This window comes from Nocardia sp. 852002-51101_SCH5132738, from assembly GCF_001665695.1.
Lineage (GTDB): Bacteria > Actinomycetota > Actinomycetes > Mycobacteriales > Mycobacteriaceae > Nocardia > Nocardia nova.
Genome location: NZ_LZML01000038.1, coordinates 1 through 24,816, shown reverse-complemented (window position 1 = coordinate 24,816; position 24,816 = coordinate 1). Strand labels below are relative to the sequence as shown.

The following is a 24,816-nucleotide window of genomic DNA, read 5'->3' as shown; positions in this document are numbered from 1 at the left end:
GAGCGGCGATATGGGTCGGTGTGGTCGCGGTGCTCACCGCAGCGATCCTCGTGGCCCGGGCCGCGCGGTACGACTGGTTCGGCGACGAGTTGTACTTCGTCGCCGCCGGATATCATCCGGCCGCCGGATACGTCGATCAGGGACCGCTCGTTCCGCTGCTCGCGCGTGCCGCGCACGCTGTCGCGCCCGATTCCCCGACCGTGCTGCGACTGCCGGCCATTCTGGCCGGAGTGGCGGCGATCGTCGTCACCGCGGCGCTGGCGCGGGAGTTCGGCGGCGGCCGCGCCGCGCGGATTCTCGCCGCGATCGGATACGCCTGCTGCCCGTATGTGGTCACTCAGACCGCGTCGCTGTCGACGTTCGCCCTCGACAGTACGGCCGTCGCCGTTCTCACCTGGCTGTCGGCGCGCTGGGTGCGGACCCGAGCGGACCGGCTGCTGCTGATCGCGGGAGTGGTCGCGGCGATCGATCTACAGGTGAAACTGCTGTTGCCCGTCGTCGTGGCCGCCCTCGTCCTCGGCATCGCCTGCTGCGGACCGCGTGAGCTCATGCGCCGGCCCGCACTGTGGGCCGCCGCCGCCATCGCGGCCGTGTCGGCGGCGCCCGCGCTGCTGTGGCAAGAGCGCCACGGCTGGCCGCAGCTGGCCATGGGGGCGGTGATCCGCGACGAGCAGCATGCCGCGACGGGCGGCACGGCCGGATTGCCGGTGCAGCTGGTGACCATGGCCGGAGTGCTGGGTGTGGTGCTGATCGGCTGTGCCGCTTACGGTTTCGCGAGTCGCCGGTTGCGTGACCACCGCTTCCTGGCGGTTGCCACCTGCGTCGTGGTGCTGTTCGTGGCCGTCAGCGGCGGGCGCCCCTACTACGTCGCCGGACTGCTGCCGGTGCTGTTCGCGGCGGGCGCCTGCGTGCTGGCCGAGCGGTTTCCGGTGCGATGGCCGCGAGCCACCGCGTTCACCGCCGCGACGGTGTCGATCGTCATCGCGCTCGCGGTGGTGCTGCTGCTGCCGTCCGGCAGCCCACCGCGACCGGTGACCACGCGCGCCGAATTGTCCACGCGCATGCGGGTTTCCGGGACTACGGGCTGGGACACCCTCGTCGCCGGCGCGGCGCTGGCCGTCGAACGAGCCGGTCCGGATCACGCCCGGACCGCGATACTGACCCGCACCTATTGGCAGGCAGCGGCGCTGGATCGTTTCGGGCCGCCCGGACTGCCGCCGGTCTACAGTCCCGATCGCGGTTTCGCGGAGTTCGGCCGCCCGCCACCCGGCACCACCACGATCATCTATGTCGATACCGACACCGCCGAAATGCGTTTGCGCCGAACATTTTCCACCGTCGAGCCCCTTGTGCGCCTCGACGATCCGCGCGGGTTCCCCGGTATCGACGCCCACGTGACCATCTGGCGGTGCGCCGAGCCGCGCGACACCTGGGCGCGGCTGTGGCCGGAGCTGACGACCGACATTCTGGACCCGGGTATCTGAGGAGATATCGATGACCTATGCCGCACCCGCCGGCGGAACCGCTTCTTCCGCACACGATGTCGGCGTGAACGACCTGATCCGGGCCAAAGGCGACCGGACCGTGTCGGTCGTGATCCCGGCCCTGAACGAGCGCGCCACCATCGCGGGAGTGATCGGTTCGATTCGGGATCTGATCGGCGGACTCGTCGACGAACTGGTCGTCGTGGACTCCGGCTCGACCGACGACACCATCGCCCGCGCCCGCGCCGCGGGTGCGAGTGCGGTGTACACCCGCGAGGAGGCACTGCCGGGAGTGCCGGTGCGGGCCGGCAAGGGGGAGGTGCTGTGGCGGTCACTGGCGGTGACGACCGGCGATATCGTCGTATTCATCGATTCCGACCTGCACGATCCCGACCCGGGCTTCGTGCCCGCGCTGGTGGCGCCGTTGCTGCGGGATCCGGGCATTCAGCTGGTGAAAGGGTTCTATCGCCGACCGCTCGGCGACGATCCGCACGGCGACACCGACGGCGGCGGGCGGGTGACCCAGCTGGTGGCCCGGCCGTTGCTGACCGCACTCGCTCCCGAGGTGGGCGATGTGCGGCAGCCGCTCGGCGGTGAATACGCCGCCACCCGCGCACTGCTCACCGCGGTTCCGTTCGCGCCCGGTTACGGCGTCGAGATCGGCATCCTGCTCGACACCCTGCACCGCTACGGCCGCGCGGCGATCGACGAGGTCGATCTGGGGATCCGGATTCATCGCAATCGGCCGACCCACGAGCTGGCCGTGATGAGCCGTCAGATCATCGCGACCCTGCTCGCGCGCCTCGACATTCCCGATTCGGGGGTGGGGCTGACTCAGTTCCGGCCCGAGGCGGCGGGGTGGCGGCGGGTGACGAGTCCGGTGTCGTCGGCCGAGCGTCCACCGCTGGCCTCGCTGTTCACCACCAACCCAGCAGGGGGCTGAGCTGCCGGCCGAGTTCGGGGGCCAGCGACCGCGCGAAGCTCGCGGTGAAGTGGTGCTCGTCGTGGTAGACGAGGATATTGCCGATTTCCACCGGGCAGACGTCTCGTTCGCAGACGGCGTCGGTGAGGTCGATGGGGAAGACGTTCGGGAAGGCGGCGGCCGCGTCGAGGGCCGGGTTGACCGGTGAGAGTGCATCGGCGCGGTGCATTCCGCAGCTGATCCGATCGCCGTGGCGGGCCAGGCAGTCGATGGCGCGATAGCGCACACCCTCGCGGCGCAGCCACGGGGTGTCGCGGATCGCGATCACCCGGATTCCCTTGTCGGACAACGTCTTCCAGACGTCCTGGTAGTCGGGCGGGGTTTCGTCGCCGCCCGCGTCGACCGGCCGGGTGCCGGTGGTGAAGACCCACTCGGGCCGCTCGTTGCCCAGCAGGTCGATCACCTCGTGGGACCAGTCGCGGCAGTCCGGATTCGGTTCGCCCTTGTACATGGCGTTCTGATCGAGAGTGAGCGGACAGCCCATCTTCAGATGCACCAGGATCTTGAAATGGTGCTGCTCGGCCAGCTGCTGCAGCGCCGGCATCCAGTGCTCGGCGTGGGAGTTGCCGACCACCGCCAGCGTGTGCTGGGCATCGGCCGGCCCGTAGGTGCAGCTGACGACCTCGCGGTGATCCCAGTCGGCGATGCATCCGTCGACGGTCGGGCGGGGCAGTTCCGCCGGCGCCTCGTACAGTGTCGGCCGCATGCGCGCCTGCGGTACCGACGCGCCGCCGACCAGTGCCTCGGCGCCGGGATACTGCACCGGGTCGAGGGCGCCCACCGCCCGCGGCGGATGAGTCTGCACGACCGCGCTCCAGGTGACCGCCGCGGAGGCGACCACCGCCGCCGTCACCGACAGCGCGACTCCGGCGGTGCGGCGATACCGGGGGCCGAACGCCGGCGCGGTGGTCTCCTGCCGGGGGCGCAGGCGCAGCGGCTGCTCGATATAGCGATGGGTGAGGTAGGCCAGCCCCAGGGACACCGCGATCACCGCCGCACCGCCGGCCACCCCGGCGCGAGAGCCGCCGCGTTCGGCGAGCAGGAAGATCAGCAACGGCCAATGCCACAGATACAACGAGTAGGCCAGGTCGCCGAGCCGGACCAGGGGAGGCGAGGCGAGCATTCGGGTGAGCCGTGGCTGTTCCTCGGCGGCCACCCCGGCGCCGGCGAGGATCAGCGCCACGGCCGCACCGACCGGCAGCAGCGCCGGCGGGCCCGGGAACTGATTCGCCCCGTCGGTGATCCAGCCGCCCACCGCGACGACCAGCAGGCCCGCGGCCGCCAGCACCGCGCGCAGTACCCGCGGCACGCGCAGCGAGGCGGCGGCCAGTGCCAATCCGGCGCCGACCAGTAGTTCCCACGCCCGCGCGGCGCTGTCGTAATAGTTCCAGCCCTGATGGGTCGCCGAACCCTGCGCGGCGTACAGGAACGAGGCGAGCGCGGCGACCACGATCACCGCGGCCAGCGCCGGGCGCATCGCGTGCTCGCGCCCGAGTCTCCGGCACACCCATACCGTGGCGGCCACCACGAGCAGGGCCGCGAGGTAGTACTGCCCCTGTACTGACATCGACCACAGGTGTTGCAGGGGGCTCACCGACGGATCGGCGGCCAGATAGTCCGACCAGGTCGTCGCCAGCCGCCAGTTCTGGTAGTAGAGCAGCGACGCCAGGGTCTGGCCGGCCAGATCACCCCACTGCGTGTACGGCCGCAGCGTGACGGTCGCGACCACGACGGCGCCGAGCACCACCACGAGCGCGGGCAACAGCCGGCGGGCGGTGCGCCGCAGAGTGAGGCCGATGCCGACCTCACCGCTCGACTCGGCCCGGCGCAGCAGCGAACCGGTGAAGAAATAGCCCGACAGCACCAGGAAGATGTCCACCCCGCCCGACACCCGGCCGAACCAGATGTGGAACACCACCACCAGCGCGATGGCCAGTCCGCGCAATCCGTCCAGGTCCCGGCGGTAGCCGAGCGCTCGCGCGCGATCGACGGCCGCCTCCGTCACCGTCGCGGGCATGGCGGCGCGGCGGTGTAGAGGGGATGAACGGAAGGGGTGCATGACACGACAATTCCCTATCACACCGTCCTGACCCGGGACCAACTCCGCGAGCGTGGCGCACGGCGGGTCGACGGCCTCTTGTGGAGGTTCCCACCGTCGCGGTATAATTTGGTCATTCGCCCAAGGCGAACGACCAAGGAGGTGCGTTGGTCACCGCGGAAGAACAGGGCCGCGAGACGCGGGCCCGGCTGATGGACGCCGCGACGGAACTGATCGCCGAACGCGGCTGGGGAGCGGTGACGACCAGGCTCGTCGCCGAACGGGCCGGGGTGCGGGCCGGGCTGGTGCACTATCACTTCCGATCGGTGGACGACCTGCTGATCGACGCGGCGCTGCGGATGATGCGGCGGCTGGTCGACGACGTGCCCACCGACCTGCTCGGCGACACCGCGGCCGGCATCACCGCACTGCTGTCGCTGATCGGCGGCTACGACGACACCGACACCGATACCCGGGTGTTCAGCGAAATGCTGCTCGCCGCCACCCGGCACGAACGGCTGCGCGCGGGCCTGGCCGCCGTACTCGCCGAATTCCGCGCCGCGATCGCCGCCCGGCTGCGCGCCGACGAATCCGTCCCCGATCCGGAGGCGACCGCGGTCGTGCTGGTGGCCGCGCTGGACGGCCTGGTTCTGCATCGCCTCATCGACCCCGGAACCCGCGCACTCGACCTCGGGACGCCGCTGCTGCGGATCGCGGGCGTGCGGGGCGACTCGGGCGACGAGCGGCCCCGGTTCACTGTCGACTAGGAGATCACCATGGCATTCGCCGAATTCGCCGCCGGGCTGGGTGCGCGGGCACTGCACACCAGGATCCTGGTCCGCGCCCCGATCGGGCTGTATCGCGCGGGTCTCGGATTCGTCTTCGGGCACCGGCTGCTGATGATGGAACATATCGGCCGCACGAGCGGCGCGAAGCGGCACGTGGTGCTGGAGGTGGTCGACCACCCGGGGCCCCGCGAGTGCGTCATCGTGTCCGGCTTCGGCACGCGCGCCCAGTGGTACCGCAACATCCAGGCCGACTCGAACGTCCGGCTGTGGGTCGGCACCCGGCGCGCGGTACCCGCGACGGCCACGGCGATGACCGAGGCCGAATCGGCGGCGGCGCTCGCGCACTACATCCACGACCACCCCCGGGCCTGGCAGAACCTGCGCGCGGTGATCGAACGAGCGACCGGCGCGCCGGTCGACACGCTGCCGATGGTCCGGTTGCGGTTGCGCTAACCCCGACGCGCGCCGGGTAATACGGCGCCGACCCGCCGATATCCCGTAGCGTCGAGGCCGATGCGCAGTCGAGACGAAACGGGGCAGCCGATGCACGACCGGATCGAGCAACTGGCAACGCAATTGGATCCGGCGGCCGAACTACGACTCATCTCCGGAGCCGGAATGTTCCGTCTGGCCGGGGATTCCGCGATCGGCCTCGCCGAGATGCCGGTATCCGACGGGCCGTCGGGTGTGCGCGGCGAGAACTGGGACGAACGTGATCCCTCGGTGAGCCTGCCGTCGGGAACCGCGCTGGCCGCCACCTGGGACCGGGACCTGCTCACCGAGATCGGGGCCCTGATCGCGGCGCAGGCCCGGCAGAAGAACGTCTACGCCGTCCTCGGGCCCACCGTGAACCTGCACCGATCTCCGCTCGGCGGAAGACATTTCGAATGCTTCTCCGAGGACCCGATGCTGACCGCGGAGATGGCGGCCGCGTATGTGCGTGCGGTGCAGGCACACGGCGTCGCCGCCTGCCCGAAACACTTCGTGGCCAACGATTCCGAGACCGACCGGTTCACCGTCGACGTCCGCGTCGCCGCGCGCGCCCTGCACGAGCTGTACCTGTATCCGTTCGAACGCGCGGTGCAGGCCGGGGCGTGGATGGTGATGGCCGCCTACAACAGCGTCGACGGCATCACCATGACCGAATCGCCGCTGCTGGACGAACCCCTCAAGGGCAGTTGGGGATTCGACGGCGTGGTCGTCTCGGACTGGACTGCCGTGCGCAGTACCGAAGGCGCCGCGCGCGGCACCGACCTGTGCATGCCGGGCCCGTCGCCGCTGTGGGGTCCAGCCCTCGCCGACGCGCTCGCGGCCGGCACCGTGCCGAAGTCCGCGATCGACGACAAGGTCCGGCGCATCCTGCGTTTCGCCGATCGCGTCGGCGCCCTGGCCCCGCACGAGCCCGAGCCGGTGCCCGACTTCACCGCCACACAGGCCCACGATCTGGTGCGCCGCGCCGCCGCGGCCGCGATGGTGCTCGTGCACAACGACGGTGTGCTGCCGCTGCCGCCGCGGACCTCGGTGGCGTTGCTGGGGCCCGCCGCCGCGCAGCCGCGGTACATGGGCGGCGGCAGCGCGACCGTGATCCCCGACCACACCGTCACGCCGGTCGAGGGTCTGTCGGCGGTGCTGCCGGTCACCCACACGCCGGGGGTGCGCACCGGTGACGACCTGATACCTGCGCCGCTGGACCTGGTCACCGACCCGGCCACCGGCACACCGGGGCTGTGCCTGCGCTATCTGGACGGGGAGCGTGTCCTCGACACCCAGCACCGCACGGCGGGCCGGCTGGTGCTGTTCGGTGATCCGCACGCGGCGGCCGCGTCGGCGATCGAACTGCGCGCGCGACTGCGCGCCGATGTGGCGGGCGAGTGGCAGCTCGGTGCCGCGGCGCTCGGTCACTGCGTGATGGAACTCGACGGCGCGACCGTGATCGACACCGATATCGCCTTCGACGGTTCGGATCCCGTTGCGGCACTGCTGGATCCGCCGCAACGCCGCGTGGCGTGCGAACTCGCCGCCGGCCAGGAGGTCGACGTCCGGATCACGGTCGGATCGGGTGCGTCGGCGGCCGCGGGGCTGGGCATGATCCTGGGCGTCGGGTTGGTCGTGGCGCGGCCGGAACGCGCGCCTGAGGAGGAATTCGCCGCGGCGGTCGAGGCCGCGCGCCGCGCCGAGGTGGCCGTGGTGGTCGTCGGCACCACCGAACAGCTGGAGAGTGAGGGGCGCGACCGGACCACCCTCGCGCTGCCCGGCCGTCAGAACGACCTGGTCGCCGCGGTCGCCGCCGTCAATCCGCGCACCGTGGTGGTCGTGAATTCCGGTGCCCCCGTGGAGATGCCGTGGCGTGACGACGTGGCCGCGGTGCTGCTGTCCTGGTTCCCCGGTCAGGAATTCGGCGCCGCACTGGCCGACGTGCTGACCGGCGCGGCCGAACCCGGCGGCCGGTTGCCGACCACCTGGCCGAAGGAACTCGCCGACGTGCCGGTCCGCGACACCACGCCGGACTACGACGGCACCCTGAACTACGACGAGGGCGTGCACATCGGCTACCGCGCCTGGCTGCGGGCCGGTGTGCAGCCGGCGTATCCGTTCGGCCACGGACTCGGCTACACCGTGTGGGAGCTGAGCGATCTCGCGGTGGACGGCCACGACGTCGAGGTGACCGTGGCCAATATCGGCGAGCGGACCGGTAAGCAGGTCGTCCAGGTCTATCTGTCCCGTGAGGACAGTGCGATCGAGCGGCCGGTGCGATGGCTGGCCGCGTTCGCCAGCGTCACCGCCGAACCGGGCGGGGTGCGCCGGGTGCGAATTTCGCTGCCGCAGCGAACCTTTCAGGACTGGACCGACGCGGGCTGGGACACCGAACCCGGTCCGTTCACTGTGCACGTCGGTACCTCGGTGATCGCACTGCCGCTGACCGCGCCCATCGAGTAACCCGGCCCGGTGGGGAAATCGGGCTGGCGTACTGGACGAGTGACCAGTAATCTCCGGTGCACACGGTTGGAGGAGGCGGTCGCAGCGTGGCGGCCGGAATCGAAGGAGCGATCAGTGACGTTTACCCGGCGATCGATGCTGGCCGGCACCGTGACCGCGGCCGTGGCCGCGGGAGTGGGGGCCACCGCTTCCGCGGGGGCGGCACCGATCCGGGTCACCGGCGACGAGGCGGGATATCTGGTCGGCGCCGGCATCGCCGATGTGACCGGCGCGGTCGCCGGGCAGGGCATGATGGGCTACTCCGAACTCGACCAGGTCGCGACCGGGCTGCTCATGCGGACCTGGGCGCGCGCCTACATCGTGGTCGACCGGGCCAGTGGCGAGCGGGTGGCCTTCGTCAACGCGGATATCGCATGCCTGTTCCAGTCGGTCCATCTGGTCGTGATGCAGCGGCTGGCACAGCGATTCGGTGCCCTGTACACCGAGCGCAACGTCAACCTGAACGCCACCCACAATCACAATTCCTGCGGTGGCACCGCTCGCGAATACGCCTATTCCCTTGCCGCATACGGCTTTCAGAACAATTCCCATCAAGCCGAGGTGGACGGTATCGTCGCGGCGCTGGTGGCGGCGCACGAGAATCTGGCGCCGGGCACGCTGTCGCTCGGGCACGGCGAACTGCACGACGCCTCGGCCAACCGCTCCCGGGTGGCCTTCGACCTGAACCCGCCGGACGACAAGGCCGCATTCCCGAATGCGATCGATCCGCAGGTGACGGTGCTGCGATTGCGGCAGGGCGGCAAGGACATCGGCGCGATCACCTGGTTCGCGACGCACGGGACATCGCTTACCGACGCCAATACGCTCATCTCGGCCGACAACAAGGGCTATGCCAGCTACCGCTGGGAGCACGACGAGATGGGAGTGCGTCCGGGCGCCGGAAAGCCCGGCTTCGTGGCGGCGTTCGCGCAGACCAACGCCGGTGATATGACGCCGAATATCGGACTCACGCCGTGGCATCCGTCGGGGCCCACCGAGGACAACCGGCTCAACTGTTCTCTCATCGGCGAGCGCCAATATCGCGCGGGCCGTGCGGCTTTCGATGCGGCGCGGCCGATGCGCAGCGGGGGAGTGGATGCCGCGCTGCGTTATCTGAACATGGCCGATACCGCCATCGACGGGTCCTACACGCCGGACGGCAAACCGGCCCGCACCGCGCCCCCCATGATGGGCGCCGCGGCCGCCGCGACCAGTTCGGAGGACAACTGGAAGACCCAGCTGTCGTTCCTGCAGGAAGGCAATGCGGATCCGGTCGTCGCCGCGCTGGGCGGACTGGACGGCCCCATCGAGCAGTGGATGCGGGATGTGCAGGCGCCCAAGTTGATCGTGGCGCCGCTGGGTGTGCTGCCGCCGCGCCCGTGGGTCCCGCTGACGGTGCCGATCCAGATTCTGCGGATCGGCGATCTGGTGCTGGCCTCGGGGCCGGCGGAATACACGGTGGTCTCGGGGTTGCGGATCCGGCGGGTGGTGGCGCACGCCCTGTCCGTCCCGCTGGAAAACGTGCTGCTGCAAGGCTATTCGAACGGGTACTGCGGCTACGTGACCACGCCGGAGGAATACGCCTCCCAGCAGTACGAGGGCGGGGAAACGCTGTTCGGCCGCTGGACCCTGCCCGCCTATGTGCAGGAATTCGATCGGCTGGCCCGTGCGGTGGCCGCACGCGTCGACCTCGGCCGCGGCCCGGCCCCGCTGGACTGGACCGCGGGCGTGCAGCCGAATCTGCTGCCGCCGGTGCCGGCCGATGTGCCGATGACCGGGCGCGCATTCGGTGAGGTGATCACCGGTCCGAAGCCCGGCTACGGTCACGGCGATACGGTGACGGTCGAGTTCTGCGGCGCCCACCCGGCCAACGACTTGCACACCGGCGGAAGCTATTTCGAGGTACAGCGCGCCGAGGGCGAGCAATGGCGGGCGGTCTTCGACGACAACGACTGGTGCACCGAACTGCACTGGTCGCGCCCGCCCGGCCAGCCCGCGGCCTCGCGGATCGCCATCCACTGGACCGTGCCCGCCGGCGCGGAAGCCGGGCGCTACCGCATCGAATACCGCGGTGACCGCCGCGACGGTGACGCCGCCGTTCCGTTCACGGGCACCACGGCCGAATTCAGCGTGGGCTGATCGGTTGGTTCATCCCTCGGACATCGTTGCGGGGGAGTGGGTTTCGGTGAGCGTGTCGAGATAGGCGGCCATCGCTTGCCCGGCCGATTCGATCGGGGCGGTCGAGCGCAGGGTGCGGCTGAGTATGAACGCACCCTCCAGGGCGCCGAGGACCGCGATCACGAACGTATGGGCCGCGGGGGCGGGCAGTCCGCGTGCGCGGAAGTACGCACTGCCCTGGTCGATCCAGGACTGCATCACCTCGGCGGTCACCTCCCGCAACGCCGGTTCGCTGTCGGCGATCTCGCCCGCGACCGTGCCGACCGGGCACATGTTCATCCAGCCGGACTGCTCGATCTGTTCGGCGGCGGCGGTGAACGCGGCCACCACTGCCACCCGCAGGTCCGGGTACGGGTCCATCAGCAGCGGTAGCAGCTGGATGTAGGCGGCGCCGCTGGTACGGAGCGCGGCGGCCGCGATCTGCTGTTTGCCCTGCGGGAAGTGGTGATACAGCGACCCGATCGGGGCCCGCGCGGCGGCGGTGATCTGTTTGACGCTGGTAGCGCCGTAGCCCTGGCGGCGCATCAGTTCCGCGGTCGCGGTGACGATGCGCTCGACGGTCGGGGTTGACACGGTCTCGGACATCCTCCCATACTAGAACACACGCTCTAGAGCGAACGTTCTACGGGGTGAACGCATTGTTCACAGCGTCGTCGCGCGATTCCGATGCGGAGGTGGCAGGGGTATGCCGGTCGTCGAAGTTCCCGCCGGTCCGATTCATTACGTCGAGGAGGGCCAGGGGCCGCCGGTCGTGCTGTTGCACGGACTGCTCATCGATCACACGGTGTGGGACCGGGTGATGCCGTTGCTGCCCAGCGGTTTTCGCTATGTGCGGCCGGTGCTGCCGCTCGGCTCGCATCCGGAACCGATGCGGGCGGACGCGGATCTGAGTATTCGCGGCCAGAACGTGGTGCTCGCTGATTCCTCGACGCGCTGGACCTGCGCGAGGTCACCCTGGTGCATTCCGACTGGGGCGGCGGGCTGTTCCTCACCGCGTACGGCCTCGACAAACGGGTCGCCCAGTTGATCGTGTTGCCGTGCGAGGCCTTCGACAACTTCCCGCCCGGACTGCCCGGGAAGCTGGCGGTGCTGGCGTTGCGCGTCCCGGGCGCGCTACCGATCGTGCTGCGTCAGTTGCGCATCGGGCTGTTGCGCCGCTCGTCGCTGATCTACGGGCAGATGGCGCGTTATCCGGTACCCGACGAACTGATGCGCGGCTGGACCGAACCCGCCCTGCGAAATCCGGATATCGGCCGGGACGTGCGCAAATACGGCCGGGTGTTGCCACCGGCCGCGCAGCTGATCGCCGATACCGAAGCCTTGCGGAACTTCCCCGGACGTGCGCTGGTGCTGTGGTCCCGGCAGGCCGCGCCGATGCCCCGCGACCACGGGCGCCGCCTCGCCGAACTGTTGCCCGCGGGCCGGCTGGTGGAGATCGACGACGCGTACGTGCTGTCGATGCTCGATCAACCCGAGGCCGTGGCCGCGGCGATGACGGCGTTTCTCACCGGCGCCTGATCCGGCGCCGGTGAGAAACGATGTGTCACTTGCCGTTTCGAGCTTCGGCCAGACGCTCGCGAGCCGTCTCCGCACGCTCGCGGGCGGCTTCGGCCGCCTTCTCGGCGCGCTTGCGGGCCTGGCGCGCGAAGATCGACCCGCGCTGCTTGGCCACCTCGGCCCATTCGCCACCGTGCTCGCGGGCGGCTTCGGCCCATTCGCTGCCGCGGTGCTTCGCGATCTCGGCCCATTCGCCCCGGTGATCGCCCGCGGTGTCGGCGAGTTCCGCGCTCTTGCGCTTGGCCAGCTCGGCCCAGTCGCCGCCGTGTTCGCGGGCGGCCTCGGCCAGATCCGCGCCCCGTCGCTTGGCCAGCTCGGCCCACTCGCCGCGATGGTCGAGAGCGGTGCCGGCCAAATCGGCGCCTCGGGTGCGCGCCAGCTCCGCCCATTCGGTGCCGTGTTCGCGGGCGGCCTCGGCGAGTTCACCGCCGCGCGACTGGGCCACCGAAGCGAGTTCGGCGCCGCGCGACTGCGCCACCGAGGCCAGGTCGGCGCCCTTGTCGGCGGCCACCGCCGCCAGTTCCCGGCCGCGGACGGCCTGCTGCTGCAGGCGATCCCGCACCGTGTCGGTGGTGGCGGCGGTGAACGGGAGGGCGGCGGCGGCTTTACGCGCGGCCCGGCGACCCCGCCAGCCCAGCGAGGGCTTGCCCTCGGTGTCGGCCGCGGCGATGAGCAGGCCACCGAGCAGACCGACGTCCTTGAGGAAGGCCGTGCGCTTGGCGGCACGCTGCTGCGCATCCGATTCGTTCCAGAAGTCCTGCTCGGTCACGGTGGCCGGGATGACGGTCACTGCCAGCGCCAGCGACGAGAGCCGGGGTGCGCGATTCAGCGCGAGCAGCGTTCCGGCGCCGACCCGGACGATGGCATTGATCCGCACCACTTTCGCCGGATCGGAGGGCAGTTTGGCCGATACCGAATCCGGCAGCCGCTGTTCCCCATGGGATACCAAGGTGGTGGCGGCCTGCGCCCGGGGCTCGGGATGCATCAGAGTGTCGACTCCGTCGACGACGAACACCGATGCCAGCAGCGGTCGGGCAAGGCGGCGAATCAACATAGTGAAAACCCTTTCCTCAACGGTCTCGTTCCGGCGGGTTCCCCCGATGCCGCGTCCCAATCACTTCGGGACGCCGACGGAGCTCAGGGCACGACAGTAACCGGCCAGCGCCCCGCTTTCACCAGACGCACCGCGACCGAGCCGATAATTCGATGCCCGGCCTTCTCGGACGCGCCGACCACGACGCCGTCGGCCTTCAATTCGTCGGCGGCCTCGGCCAGCACCGTGAACGGATCGCCACGGCGGGTGATGAACTTCCAGCGGGTGCGGTAGACGTCTTTGACCTTCTCCGCGTGCTCGCGTACCTGCCGGGCCAGATCCTCGGCCATCTCGGCGGTCGCGCCCTGGACGTCGACGCCGTAGGCGCCGGCCATGGCCATCCACGGCTGGACGTAAACCATTGCCAGCAGGGAGTTCTGACGCCGGGCCAATCCGGCCGCATAGGCGGTCGCGCGCCAGGAGGCATCCGAACCATCGATGCCGACCATGATCACCCGGGGCCCGTCGGTGCCCAGTTCGAAACCCGACGACAGGCCGGGCGCCCACTCCGGTGTTGTCTCTTCGGCCACGACCCGAGCCTAGAGCAGCCGCAACAGATCGTGCAGGGTGCGCAACTGCTCGGCGGACAGCGCGGTGAGCGTGGGCGGCGGCGGATCGGGAGTGGCCATCGCCTGCGCGATCACCTCCCGCCCGGCATCGGTGATGGTCACCAGCTTGCGCCGCCGATCGTCCGGAGCGGTTTCGCGCGAGACCAGACCGCGGGCCTCGAGATCGTTGACCACCACGGTGGTGGCCGGCGCGTCCATGGTGGCCACCCGGGCCAGTTCCTTCAGCGGCAGCGGACCGGGCAACAGTCGCCGCAACACGCGGAATCTGCTGAACGGCATGCCCATTCGATCGACCACCGCGCGCTTCCAGGTGTCGCGGGTGTCCTTGACGACATCGGTCAGCACGCGCCAGACCTCGTCGGGCGTCGGCTCCGCGGCGACGGTGAGCTCGTCGTCAGACACGGGCGGGCTCCTTGTGTTCGAGCAGGGGCGCGATCCGGTCGCGCGAGCGCAGTGCCCATCCGGTGTTGGCGGCGATGCCCAGCACCCCGACGCCCGCCGCGAGAGCGGCCACCACCCACCACAGTCCCGCCCCGGACAGCAGCCCGCACAGCGCGACTCCGACGCTGACGCCGATCTGGCGGCTGGTCGAGGCGACCGCCGAGGCCGCGCCCGCCCTATCCATCGGCATCCCGCTGACCGCGGCGGTGGTGATCGGCGGGTTCACGGTGCCGAAACCGGCGCCGAAGATCGCGAACATCACGACGAGCTGCCAGACCGGGGTATCGGGCCGCAGCGTGGTCAGCAGCGCCGCGGCCGTCGTCATCAGAATTCCGGCGGCGACCAGCGAGGGCCGGGTGCCGAAGCGGCCGACCAGCCGGCCCGACAGCGGCGAGCAGATCAGCATCCCCAGCGCCATCGGCAGGTAGAGAAGTCCCGTGTGCACAGCCGAATAATGCCGTACGCCTTGCAGATACAGCGAAGCGCTGAAGAGGAAGGCACCCAGTCCGGCGAACGCGCAGATCGCGGTGACGGTGGCCGCCGCGAACGGCACGCTGCGGAAGAACCGCAGATCGATGAACGGCGACCGGTGCCGCCGTTCGGCGTAGAGGAATCCGGCCAGTGCCACGGCCGTGATGCCGAAGATCTCCGGGCGATGTTCGATCAGCCCGAAGACCAGCGTGAACATCACCACCACAGCCAGCACCTGGCCGAGCGGGTCGATCCCGCGTGCGGTCCGCGACTTCGATTCCGGGACGTAGAGCGTGGTCAGCACCAGCGCGACCGCGCAGATCGGCAGATTGATCCAGAACACCGACTGCCAGCCCAGCGCGTCGATCAGCACGCCGCCGACCATCGGGCCGATCGCGGTGGAGATGCCGACCACCGCGCCCCAGACGCCGACCGCTCGCGCCCGTTCGACGCGGCCGGTGAAGACCGTGGTGATGATCGACATCGCGACGGGATTGAGCATCGAGCCGCCGATGGCCTGGATGAAGCGCGCCCCGATCAGCATGTCGATATCGGGAGCGACGCTGCACAGCAGTGAGCCCAGCGCGAAGATGCTCAGTCCGATCCGGAACATGCGCTTGCGGCCGAAGCGGTCGGCGGTCGCGCCCGACAGCATCAGCAGGCTCGCCAGGGTGAGGGTGTAGACGTCGACGATCCACTGCAGCCGCGACAGGGGCGCGTCCATATCGCTGCGGATCGTCGGAATCGCGACGTTGACGATGGTCGCGTCCATCGACGAGATCAGCAGGCTCAGGCAGCAGGTGACCAGCACGATCGTCTTGTGACGCGGCGTCAGCCCGGAAACAGTTGTAGACACACAATGATTGTGCGCCCACAACTATTAGGCGGCAAGAGCTGTGAACTAGTTCACTGCACGGTTGCACCGGTCGCGCCCCGGCCCCGACCCGGTACGGTGCTGCGATATGACGACCGACCGCAAACCCGAGGGGACGGACGCGCCCGCCCTCGCGTCCGCGGGTGAAGAGGGCTACCAGCGCGGCCTCAACCCCCGAACCATCCAGATGATCGCCATCGGCGGGGCGATCGGCACGGGACTGTTCTACGGATCCGGTGGGGCCATCGAACAGGCCGGTCCGGCTCTGATCCTGTGCTATCTCGCCGCCGGCCTGGCGATCTTCGTGATCATGCGCGCGCTGGGGGAGCTGCTGACCTACCGGCCGGTGTCGGGCAGCTTCGGTGAATACGCGCACGAGTTCCTCGGTCGCTTCGCCGGCTTCGTCACCGGCTGGACCTACTGGGCGGTGTGGGTGGCGACCTGTATGGCCGAGATCACCGTCGCCGGCAAATACGTCAAGTACTGGTTCGCGATCCCGGAATGGGTCACCGCGCTCGTCGTGCTCGGCGTGCTGTTCGCCGCGAACCTGATCTCGGTGAAGCTGTTCGGCGAGGGTGAGTTCTGGTTCTCCACCATCAAGGTGACCGCGATCGTCGCGATGATCGCCATCGGTATCGGCGTGCTGATCTTCGGTTTCGGCCACGCCCCCGATCCGACGGTGACCAATCTGTGGGCCGACGGCGGTGTCTTCCCGAACGGATTCGGCCAAGCGCTACTGGCGTTGCAGATCGTGCTCTTCGCCTATGTGGGCGTCGAACTCGTCGGTGTGACCGCGGGCGAGGCCGCCGATCCGCGCCGCACCCTGCGCCGGGCGATCAATTCGCTCCCGCTGCGCATCGGTCTGTTCTATGTGGGCGCGCTGATCGTGATCATGTCGGTGTCGAGCTGGAAGGTCTTCCACTCCGGGCGCAGCCCGTTCGTGGAGGTGTTCGAGCAGATCGGTATTCCGGGGGCTGCCGGGATCATCAATTTCGTGCTGCTGACCGCGGCGCTGTCGTCGTGCAACTCCGGCATCTACTCGACCGGCCGCATGGTGCGCAGTCTCTCGCTGCGTGGTGAGGCTCCGGTCGCGCTCGGTGGCCTGAGCAATCGCCGGGTGCCGTTCGCCGGCATCCTGCTCTCGGCGGCGATGATGGTGATCGGCGTGATCGTCAACCTGGTCTCCCCGGACAAGGCGTTCAACTACATCACGTCGGTGTCGACCATCGGCATCATCTTCGTCTGGGGCATGATCCTGGTCTGCCACATGATCTACCGGGCCCGTGTGCGCCGCGGCGAACTGCCGGCCAGCGACTACCGCCTGCCCGGGGCGCCGGTCAGCTCGGTGCTGGCACTGGCCTTCCTCGGACTGGTCGTCGTACTGCTGTTCTGGACCGACAGCGGCCGGACCGCGCTGGCGGTCGGCCTGGGGTGGGCGGTGGTCGTCTGCGCCGGATACCCGGTGGTGAACCGGTTGGGCCGCCGCCGGGCATCCGCGGTGAGCTGACCTACTTTCCGTCCGGATGGCCGACCGCCGCCAACGCGGTGGTCCAGTCGGCCGCGATGGCGTTCTGCGCGTCGGTCAGGCCGACCGCGCCGGAGCAGATCAGCGAATGCAGTTTGTTCTCCACCGAATCCTTGGGGTTGTTCGGCCCCGACCCGGCCTTGTGGTCGGGGGAGGGCGGTTCGACCCATAGATTGCGCGGATCGTTCGGATCGCCGCCGAGCTCCAGCGAGATCAAATGGTCGTATTCGGCATCGTGCAGATTGCCGGTGTAACCGTAGGATTCGGCGTTCGCCTTCTTCTCCCGGTCGGTGATACTCGCCGGCGGGCGGATGGATTGGGTGTATCCGCCTACGCAAATCGTGGACTTGACGGTTTCGGCTGTGACCTTCGGATTGGTCGCCCCCGGCGTGCAGTGCGGATCCGGAAGTGGCTGTCCGTCAGCGGTTTTGCCGAAATGGCAGCTGCCGGGTGCCGGTTGCGCGGCGACGGTGTAGGTGCCCGACGGGCCGGGGCCGACCGCGGGGGCGCCCTGGTGGGCTATGGGAACCGGATGTGCCGCCTGGCTCACCGGTGACGAATTCTGGTGGGAGCACCCACATATCAGCAGCGGCGCCGCGAGTATCGCAGCGGCCAGGAGGGTTACGCGTGTATTCATGATGTCCTCGGGCCGGCCTTCATCAGGCTCTCATTGTGCCCGTTCGTAGATGGCCAGCGCGATATCCTCTGCCGCGCGGCGGCATTGCTCGTCGGTCAGGTCGACATCGCCCATCATCCCGATACTCCATGAGATGGCCAGCAGAGCTTGGCGGGCATGGAAGACCGCCAGGGGTTCGTGGTCGGGGGCGGTCATCGCGTCGGCGACCGCGCGAAAGTGATAGCGCAGGTCCGATCCCACCCCGAGCCGGCGGAACGCGGGCTGGTTCTCGTACATGAACCGGGTCATCTCCCGCCCGGTGCGGTGCAGCACGGCGCCGTAGCGGCGCAGGATTTCGCGGCCGGTGCCGGGTCCGGGCGGTTGGTCGGCGGCCCAGGCCAGCAGGTCGTCGATGCCCCTGCGCAGATCGTCGGCGAGGCTGACGACGATGTCTTCTTTGGATCGGAAGTGGTAGTAGACCGCGGCTTTGGTGATGCCGAGCCGATCGGCGATTTCCCGGATCGAGGTGTGTTCGTAACCGTTCGCGGAGAACAGCTCCATCGCGACCGAGCGGATTCGGTCCCGTGTGTCGGTCCGCCTGCCGGCCACCGGAGCCTCCCATCTCGACCGAGGGACGGCACCGGATCCGCCGGTGGTCCGCGTTCAGCCTACTGGGGCGGCGTCCGGAGGCGGGGGCCGGAACACACGGGTTCCGGGTGAATCGTCCGGAATGTCGGGAATCACTGCGCCAGAATCGAATTCATCAAGGTTCCGGCGCTGGTGGCCACCAGGCCGCCGACGAGGGCCCCGGCCACCATCTTCGGTGACTCCAGCGGGCCGCCGTTCCACTTCTCCCAGGCGAACCGGCCGCCGGCGAAGATGATCGCGCTGGTCCCCGACAGCAGCATGAACCAGGTGAAGTAGCGCACCAGTTTCAGGAGTTTGTCCGCCGCCGGAGGTGTCTCGGGCGTCGGGTTGCCGACCTGGGCCACTATGACGTCGTGCATCGCCAGAAGGATCATGATGCCCTCGTTCCACAAGATGGTGTGGTGCGGGTACCACCATCGTAGGGCGCGTATTCGTCCTGGTGACAGGCGATTGCGAAGCCGAGTGCGGAATCGCGCTGTCGGGGACCGGTTTCGATGCGTTCAGCCGTCTTGACGGGGGTGGCGAACGCGGGGCGATCTACTCGTCGTCGAGTCCGGCGGACAGATACGCCGCGGCGGCGATCCACTGCCGGCACGACAGGTGCCGGTCGTGTGCGTAGAGAATCGCGCGGGCGCGGGGGTAGGTGAGTTCCCGGGGTTCGGTGGCGCAGTCACCGACCTGATCGGCGCCGGACGTGCGGTGCTCGGATGTGCCGTGATCGCATGTACCGGAATGCTGGAGCAGTTGGTTCATGGAATGCCCTCGACCGTTGGCGAAAGATTGCGGAAGCGAACTTTTCGGCACGGCCTCCCGCTGCTTCCGGCCTGCCTGCTCCGGCGTGGTCCGGCCATGTCGTGCGGTCGAGTTTACGGCGCTGCAAGGAGCAAATGCAAGTACATCTGCACACTCGTCGGTGATCGGAAGTGTTGTGCCCCAAGGGGTGATCAGGGTTTGCGCGCCACCGCGCCGTAGCCCGACACCGGCACGGTCGGCACCGGTTCGCCGGCCGGCCGGCGCCATCGAGTCAGGGGGACGAAGCCCGGTTCGAGCAACTCCAGCTCCGAGAAGATGGAGCGCAACTCGCAATGGTCGCGCGGGAAATACGGTACGGCCGTGACGTTTTCGTAGGTCGCGCACATCCGGACGAAATCGGCGCTGTCGGTGGTGCCGTCCCAGTAGGCGAGGTAGCTGCCGCGGCAGACCCGCGCCATCGAGTCGGCGACGACAGCGCGGAGTTCGCCGATGCGTTCGCAGTGGCCGAGCACGCCCATGAACATCACCGCGACCGGACGGTCGAGATCGAGAATGTCTGCGGCACGGGCGAACAGCCGATCCGGTTCGCGCAGATCCGCATCCAGATAGACGGCTCGCGGATCGGTCAGCAGCGTCCGGCCGTGGGTGAGCACCAGCGGATCGTTGTCCACATAGACGACCCGGGCCGCCGGATTGCGCCGGCACGCGACCTCGTGGGTGTTGTCCGTGGCGAGCAGCCCCGCGCCGATGTCGAGGAACTGGGTGATCCCGAGGTCGCCGGCGAGATGTTCGACCGCGCGCCGGAGAAAGCGGCGACTCTCGGCCGCCAGGGCGGTAATACCGGGATCGAGTTCCGTTGCCGCGCTGCCGACCCGGCGATCGACCTCGTAATTCTGCCGTCCACCCATCCAGTAGTTCCAGATCCGCGCGGTGTGCGGGATATCGGTCCGAATCTCACGCTCGCGGCACGGCTGCTGCTGTCTTGGCGGCACCGATTCCCTCCTGCTCCCGGTTCCGACGCTCGAGTCCCGTCCGGCGGTTGCCGATGCCGGGTGCGCGAGAGGGTAACCGAAACGGTCGCATTCGGTGTGCGGATCGGCTGGGAATGTGCCATCCGCCCCGGTCGAGGCCCGAAACCGACCGGTCGGACACCGTTTTCGGGTGCTCGGAGGCCGGTTCGAAAGATGACGAGTCAATCGAAAAAGGATGGAAAAGCCCTTGTCGCCCTTGGTTTTTTGCGATTTTCCGGAGGGCTCGATCCGAGCCAACCCCCGTGCTATCGTTCAAAGCGTCGGTTTCAAATGCAAGTACATTTGCTCGAACACATGCAAGAGCTGAAGATAGGCATCAGCTCGATCAATCCGGATCGCCGAGTGTGGGCCCCTGCTGCCGAGCTCGGCCACCACGAACCCTGGAGACAGTCATGACCGATTCCACTGCCACCACAGCCGGCCGCCTGTCCGAAGCCGCGTGGCGCAAGAGCACGTTCAGCAATCCGAGCGGGAACTGTGTCGAATTGGCCGATTTGTCCAATGGCCTGGTTGCCGTGCGCAACTCGCGTGATCCCGAGGGGGCGGTGCTCGTCTACACCCGCCCCGAGATCGACGCGTTCCTCCGGGGCGCGAAGAGTGGAGAGTTCGACGATCTGGCCTGATCGGCGGTAGCATGGCACTCGGCGCGGTGTCGGTACGCGACGAGGCAGAGTTCCTGATGTTCGACCAGCTGCTCTCGATGGCTGTACCCTCATTGCCGGTGATCGTCGAGCATCGGAGTAGACCTCATGATGGCAGAGCCCGTCCGGATCGGCCGTGTGGATTCGCTTGTCGCCGAACGCGGTCCGACAGCGCTTCGGATCGCGGTCGGCGGACAGCTCCGCAAACTGCGGGAAGCCGCCGGTATCACGCGTGAGGCGGCCGGCGAGCACATCCGTGGCTCGCACGCGAAGATCAGCCGACTCGAGTTGGGACGCACCGGTTTCAAGGAACGCGACGTTCGTGATCTGCTGACGCTCTACGGCGTCGACAACGCCGAAGAGCGTGAGATGTTCCTCGATCTGGTGAGCCGCGCGAACCAGCCGGGGTGGTGGCACAGCTACAACGATCTGCTGCCCCAATGGTTCGAGACCTACCTGGGTCTGGAACACGCGTCGAAGTCGATCCGTACCTTCGAAGGACAGCTCGTTCCCGGTCTGCTGCAGACCGAGGAGTACACCCGTTCGGTGGTCGCGCTCGGTCACGAGAACGCCGAGGCCGCTCGCCGAGTGGAACTCCGCAAGAAGCGCCAGGAAATCCTGGACCGCCCCGGAGCGCCGACGCTGTGGGCAGTCCTCGACGAAGCGGTGCTGCACCGGCCGATCGGCGGTGAGCAGGTGCTGCGCGCACAGCTCAAGCACCTGGTCGAGGTCTCGATGAAGCCGAACGTGACCATCCAGGTGCTGCCGTATGCGGCCGGCGGCCACGCGGCGGCGGGCAGCTCGTTCACGATGCTGCGCTTCGCCGAACCCGAACTGCCCGATATCGTGTATCTCGAACAACTCACCAGCGCACTGTATCTGGATCGCCAGCAAGATCTGGAGCTCTACCGCCAGGTCATGGACCGGCTCAGTGTGCAGGCCGAACCGCCGGAGCGGTCGCGGGAGATGATGAAGAAGGCCGCGGCCGGCCTGTCCGACTCCGCCTAGACCCGCCGATCCGGCATTGCGATCTATCGATGCCTCGAACACAGCAATGCCTCGAAGACAGCAGTAGCCGCCGACCCCAGGGTCGGCGGCTACCACTTCCGTCCCGATCTATTGTTTGATGCAACTGGATGCGATGCGCCAGAAAGCTTCCGGTTGCATCGCGTCGAAATCCCAATCGTTCACCATCGCGTGCGCGGTGGTGACGATGCGATCGATATCGAAATCGTCGCGTGTGGCCGCGCCGGTGGACTCGACCGCACTGATGACGAAAGATGTTGCGGTTTCCCGCGAATTGTTGTGATGCCCGGTCCGGTTCCTGTCCATCACTCCGAGCCGACCGAGGCCCATTGGCTGGTTCATACGAACGCCCCTGACGCCAGGCCGCATGGTTTCCTTCGGCGAAAATTGGCTTCCGGTTCACCCTACGGCTCACGGGTAGTCCCCTGCATTGCCTTGCAGCCCGAGTCTAGGGTGGCCGCGAGATCAGATGCAAGCACATCTGCAACATCGAATCCCCGGTCAGGGGCCGGTTTTCGGCTGCTGACGGGTTGCTGCCGACCTTCGCGGGAGCCCTCTGTCCGGTAGGTGATCCGGCGCCGATTCCCATAGCGGGGGTGATATACCGACCGGCACGCCGGCCGGAGCGGGCAGGTGGCTTGCTGCACTGTTTCCACACGGACCGGACGGCTGGTTCCCTCGCCGAAAAAATATGGTATCGGCGCCGGAAAACGACACGCCGATCTTGATCGAAAGCGCTGCCGAGCGTGTCGGCGGTGTCCCGCGCAGCGGCCCCGGCGTGGAACCGGTTCTCGTTACCGTGCTATATCTGCCTGGACCAGCAAGATCAGTCGCCGACGGCGAGCGCGGGCTGTCGCCGACGGTGACCGCCCGCGGTGCTCACGGGCGGCGACCCGAGGAGACAGGCACGCGCGGTGGACAGCTCGTACGGATATTTCGCGGTGGACGGCGGGGGCTTCACCCCGAACCGGATGGCGGCCAGCCAGTGGTCGGCCGATCAGGTGGTCGGGCCGGCGCTGTGCGGGCTGCTGGCGCGAGCTCTCGACAACGAGCACGCCACCGACGGTTTCGTGCCGGTGCGGTTGACCGTGGACCTGTTCAAGCCGGCGCGCATGCACGAGCTGTCGGTCTCCACGACTCGTGTGCGCAACGGGAAGCGCATCCGGCTCGCCGATGCGGTCGTCATCCAGGACGGCGAACCCGCGGCACGCGCCTCGGTGGTCTTCCTGCAGCCGTCCGAGCAACCGCCGGGCGAGATCTGGACCCGGGAGCAGCAGCCGGTGCCGCCGTCGCTCGAGGTGGCGCCTCCCTCCGATCTGCCGAATGCGCCGCTGTGGCACAGCGATGATTCGGCGCACTGGTCACGGGTGCCCTCGGAACACGAGAACGGCAGCCGCAAACGCAGCTGGCAGCATCCGGTGAACGTGGTCGACGGGGAGCGGCCCTCGCCGTTCGTGGTGGCCGCGATGGCCGCCGAGCAGACCAGCATGGTGACCAACTGGTCCAGTGCCGGGGTGGGCTTCATCAACACCGATCTGACGCTCGCCCTGGTGCGCATGCCCGAGGGCGCCGACATCGGTCTCGAGGCCGATAATCACTTGAGCCGCAACGGAATCGCCGCCGGCATCGCGACCCTGTTCGATCGGCACGGCGCGTTCGGCAGCGCGATGATCACCGCCGTTTCCAATGCCGCCCGCCAGATCACCGCGAGTCATCTCGACGGCGTGATCGCCGCGGCCGGCGGCGCTCGCCGCTAGGCCGGCGGCCGGCGGCGCTCACCGGTCACGGTGGGCGGCCCATCGGCGGGCGGCGTCGCGCAGGCCGTGGGTCCACACGTTGGGACTACGGTTGGCCGTCGCGGTCCATTCCGCGGCCAGCGCGCCGGAGAAGATGCGCAGGTCGCGTTCGGACGCGGAGTGCCAGGCGGGGACCCGCGCGGCCCAGGACTCGGCGGCGGCCGGATCGTGGCCGGCGAAGACGAGCCAGACGATCCAGCAGCCGGGGTCGATCCACGGCGCACCCCGCGTAGCCCACGGCCAGTCCACGAGCCGGGCCTCGGCATGGTCGATGATGACGTTGCTGTAGTTCCAGTCGGTGTGCAGCAGGGCGTCACCGGCGAACACCGCTGTATCGGCGTCGTCGTCGAGATACGCGCCCCAGCGGACCTCGGCGTCCTTGAGTTCCACCTCGGCGGGCGGGTGCAGCCGGTTCAGCGCGGACATCGCGGCCGCGGTGGCGGCGAGATCGGCGTCGACGCGGTAGTCCGCGAAATGTCCTGCGATGAACTCGAATCCGAGCAGATCCCACCCGCCGGCCGCGATCTGCCACCGTAACCTCGGGCCTACCGGAGTCACGTGACGAGCCAGCGCGGCCTCACGGTGCTGGGTCCAGACCTCCGGATCTCGTTGCGGCACACCCTTGATGAAGGTCCGGCCCTCGGCCGTCTCGATCACTGTCGCGAGTTGGCTGCTGAATCCGGCGATCACCGAATTCGCCCGCGCGACCGGACCGGTCACCGCTTCGACCGCCGCCCGGGTCGCCGCGGGTAGTTGTTCCCAGTTGCGCCGGCGCGAGGATGTCTGCGCCCGATCGACTGTCACCCTCGAAGAATTACCCCCGATACCCTGCTCTGGCAAGGGAACTCGATCATTCCACAGCCGCTTTCGGCAGCGTTCTTTCACCTGTGTTTTCAGGTGCCGTTTTCATGCGGTGGTGTAGGTGCGGGCGACGAGTGCGGAGCGGAGGTACCAGAGTCCGCTGGCTTGGGTGGGGTCGAAGCCGGTGAGTTGGGCGATGCGTTTGAGGCGGTAGTCGACGGTGTTGGTGTGGACGTGGAGGAGTCGGGCGGTGCGTTGGCGGTTGAGGTTGTTGGCGATGTGTGTTTGGAGGGTGGTGAGGAGTTCGGGGTGGTGGTCGAGGGGGTTGAGGAGGGTGCCGAGGTGGTCGCGGCCGGGGCCGGGGCGGGTGAGTTGGTATTCGAGGGCGAGGTCGTCGAAGCGGTAGAGGCCGGGGATTGATCCGAGGCGGGTGACCATGTCGAGGAGTTGGTGGGTTTGGTCGGTGGCGGTGGGGATGTCGTCGAAGGTTCGCGGCCGGCGGTGCGCGCGGGCCGGGTGGACGGGTTC

General features: G+C 68.7%; 24 protein-coding genes and 1 pseudogene. 11 read left to right on the top strand and 14 right to left on the bottom strand.

What is annotated here, in order from left to right; genetic code table 11:
- Positions 1-29 precede the first annotated feature (29 nt).
- Positions 30-1,484, top strand: coding sequence for a glycosyltransferase family 39 protein (locus A5789_RS05920; protein ID WP_193615493.1), 1,455 nt, complete (start codon positions 30-32; stop codon positions 1,482-1,484).
- 10 nt (positions 1,485-1,494) lie between these two features.
- Positions 1,495-2,427, top strand: a complete 933-nt coding sequence (locus A5789_RS05915) for a glucosyl-3-phosphoglycerate synthase (protein ID WP_064906720.1) — start codon at positions 1,495-1,497, stop codon at positions 2,425-2,427.
- Here A5789_RS05915 and A5789_RS05910 read toward each other — a convergent pair.
- The gene (locus A5789_RS05910) at positions 2,402-4,483 is read right to left on the bottom strand and encodes an acyltransferase family protein (RefSeq protein ID WP_064906721.1); all 2,082 of its coding nucleotides are present in this window, start codon (positions 4,481-4,483) and stop codon (positions 2,402-2,404) included. The genes A5789_RS05915 and A5789_RS05910 overlap by 26 nt on opposite strands.
- 188 nt (positions 4,484-4,671) lie before the next feature.
- On the opposite strand from A5789_RS05910, the gene A5789_RS05905 reads away from it, so the two are divergent.
- From A5789_RS05905 to A5789_RS05890, 4 genes are all read left to right on the top strand, one after another.
- Positions 4,672-5,271 (top strand): TetR/AcrR family transcriptional regulator, encoded by a 600-nt coding sequence (locus A5789_RS05905; protein ID WP_063018990.1) that lies wholly within the window; start codon positions 4,672-4,674, stop codon positions 5,269-5,271.
- 9 nt (positions 5,272-5,280) lie between these two features.
- The gene (locus A5789_RS05900; RefSeq protein ID WP_064906722.1) at positions 5,281-5,745 is read left to right on the top strand and encodes a nitroreductase family deazaflavin-dependent oxidoreductase; all 465 of its coding nucleotides are present in this window, start codon (positions 5,281-5,283) and stop codon (positions 5,743-5,745) included.
- A 60-nt stretch (positions 5,746-5,805) separates the two neighbouring features.
- Positions 5,806-8,229: a beta-glucosidase gene (locus tag A5789_RS05895; RefSeq protein ID WP_227462812.1), complete on the top strand. Its 2,424-nt coding sequence runs from the start codon at positions 5,806-5,808 to the stop codon at positions 8,227-8,229.
- Between the two features lie 114 nt (positions 8,230-8,343).
- Entirely contained in the window at positions 8,344-10,407 is a 2,064-nt protein-coding gene (locus tag A5789_RS05890) for a neutral/alkaline ceramidase (RefSeq protein ID WP_155525646.1), read from the top strand.
- A 9-nt stretch (positions 10,408-10,416) separates the two neighbouring features.
- Here the strand turns inward: A5789_RS05890 and A5789_RS05885 are convergent, their stop codons facing one another.
- Positions 10,417-11,031, bottom strand: a complete 615-nt coding sequence (locus tag A5789_RS05885; protein ID WP_064906725.1) for a TetR/AcrR family transcriptional regulator — start codon at positions 11,029-11,031, stop codon at positions 10,417-10,419.
- A 100-nt stretch (positions 11,032-11,131) separates the two neighbouring features.
- On the opposite strand from A5789_RS05885, the pseudogene A5789_RS05880 reads away from it, so the two are divergent.
- Positions 11,132-11,964 (top strand): annotated as a pseudogene (locus A5789_RS05880) (alpha/beta fold hydrolase).
- Between the two features lie 25 nt (positions 11,965-11,989).
- Here A5789_RS05880 and A5789_RS05875 read toward each other — a convergent pair.
- The 4 genes from A5789_RS05875 to A5789_RS05860 form a co-directional block, all read right to left on the bottom strand.
- Complete coding sequence (locus A5789_RS05875) at positions 11,990-13,057, bottom strand: DoxX family protein (RefSeq protein ID WP_064906726.1); 1,068 nt, start codon at positions 13,055-13,057, stop codon at positions 11,990-11,992.
- A gap of 83 nt (positions 13,058-13,140) precedes the next feature.
- Entirely contained in the window at positions 13,141-13,626 is a 486-nt protein-coding gene (locus A5789_RS05870; RefSeq protein ID WP_227462811.1) for a universal stress protein, read from the bottom strand.
- A gap of 9 nt (positions 13,627-13,635) precedes the next feature.
- Positions 13,636-14,067: a MarR family winged helix-turn-helix transcriptional regulator gene (locus tag A5789_RS05865; RefSeq protein WP_030515781.1), complete on the bottom strand. Its 432-nt coding sequence runs from the start codon at positions 14,065-14,067 to the stop codon at positions 13,636-13,638.
- A complete protein-coding gene (locus A5789_RS05860; protein ID WP_030515780.1) occupies positions 14,060-15,433 on the bottom strand; it encodes an MFS transporter in 1,374 nt (457 codons plus the stop codon). The genes A5789_RS05865 and A5789_RS05860 overlap by 8 nt, the downstream gene beginning before the upstream one ends.
- 106 nt (positions 15,434-15,539) lie before the next feature.
- Here A5789_RS05860 and A5789_RS05855 point away from each other — a divergent pair, with 106 nt between their 5' ends.
- Positions 15,540-16,958: an amino acid permease gene (locus A5789_RS05855; RefSeq protein ID WP_064908281.1), complete on the top strand. Its 1,419-nt coding sequence runs from the start codon at positions 15,540-15,542 to the stop codon at positions 16,956-16,958.
- Position 16,959: 1 nt separating this feature from the next.
- Here the strand turns inward: A5789_RS05855 and A5789_RS05850 are convergent, their stop codons facing one another.
- From A5789_RS05850 to A5789_RS05830, 5 genes are all read right to left on the bottom strand, one after another.
- The gene (locus A5789_RS05850) at positions 16,960-17,613 is read right to left on the bottom strand and encodes a hypothetical protein (protein ID WP_064906727.1); all 654 of its coding nucleotides are present in this window, start codon (positions 17,611-17,613) and stop codon (positions 16,960-16,962) included.
- A 30-nt stretch (positions 17,614-17,643) separates the two neighbouring features.
- Positions 17,644-18,201: a TetR/AcrR family transcriptional regulator gene (locus tag A5789_RS05845; protein ID WP_030515777.1), complete on the bottom strand. Its 558-nt coding sequence runs from the start codon at positions 18,199-18,201 to the stop codon at positions 17,644-17,646.
- Positions 18,202-18,332: 131 nt separating this feature from the next.
- Positions 18,333-18,614 carry a hypothetical protein gene (locus A5789_RS05840; RefSeq protein WP_030515776.1) on the bottom strand — a complete coding sequence of 94 codons (282 nt, stop codon included), beginning with the start codon at positions 18,612-18,614 and terminating at the stop codon, positions 18,333-18,335.
- A gap of 163 nt (positions 18,615-18,777) precedes the next feature.
- Positions 18,778-18,993 (bottom strand): hypothetical protein, encoded by a 216-nt coding sequence (locus A5789_RS05835; protein ID WP_036524801.1) that lies wholly within the window; start codon positions 18,991-18,993, stop codon positions 18,778-18,780.
- A 191-nt stretch (positions 18,994-19,184) separates the two neighbouring features.
- Positions 19,185-19,985, bottom strand: a complete 801-nt coding sequence (locus tag A5789_RS05830; protein WP_064906728.1) for an SAM-dependent methyltransferase — start codon at positions 19,983-19,985, stop codon at positions 19,185-19,187.
- Between the two features lie 431 nt (positions 19,986-20,416).
- On the opposite strand from A5789_RS05830, the gene A5789_RS05825 reads away from it, so the two are divergent.
- Complete coding sequence (locus A5789_RS05825) at positions 20,417-20,647, top strand: DUF397 domain-containing protein (RefSeq protein WP_030515774.1); 231 nt, start codon at positions 20,417-20,419, stop codon at positions 20,645-20,647.
- A 126-nt stretch (positions 20,648-20,773) separates the two neighbouring features.
- Positions 20,774-21,673 carry a helix-turn-helix transcriptional regulator gene (locus A5789_RS05820; RefSeq protein WP_064906729.1) on the top strand — a complete coding sequence of 300 codons (900 nt, stop codon included), beginning with the start codon at positions 20,774-20,776 and terminating at the stop codon, positions 21,671-21,673.
- Between the two features lie 108 nt (positions 21,674-21,781).
- Here A5789_RS05820 and A5789_RS05815 read toward each other — a convergent pair whose 3' ends face one another.
- Positions 21,782-22,060 carry a hypothetical protein gene (locus A5789_RS05815; protein WP_227463053.1) on the bottom strand — a complete coding sequence of 93 codons (279 nt, stop codon included), beginning with the start codon at positions 22,058-22,060 and terminating at the stop codon, positions 21,782-21,784.
- Positions 22,061-22,605: 545 nt separating this feature from the next.
- On the opposite strand from A5789_RS05815, the gene A5789_RS05810 reads away from it, so the two are divergent.
- Positions 22,606-23,448, top strand: coding sequence for an acyl-CoA thioesterase domain-containing protein (locus A5789_RS05810; protein WP_064906730.1), 843 nt, complete (start codon positions 22,606-22,608; stop codon positions 23,446-23,448).
- An 18-nt stretch (positions 23,449-23,466) separates the two neighbouring features.
- Here A5789_RS05810 and A5789_RS05805 read toward each other — a convergent pair whose 3' ends face one another.
- Positions 23,467-24,291, bottom strand: a complete 825-nt coding sequence (locus tag A5789_RS05805) for a hypothetical protein (protein WP_064906731.1) — start codon at positions 24,289-24,291, stop codon at positions 23,467-23,469.
- Positions 24,292-24,393: 102 nt separating this feature from the next.
- The coding region (locus A5789_RS05800; RefSeq protein ID WP_197516558.1) for a CdaR family transcriptional regulator at positions 24,394-24,816 on the bottom strand (423 nt) is incomplete at its 5' end.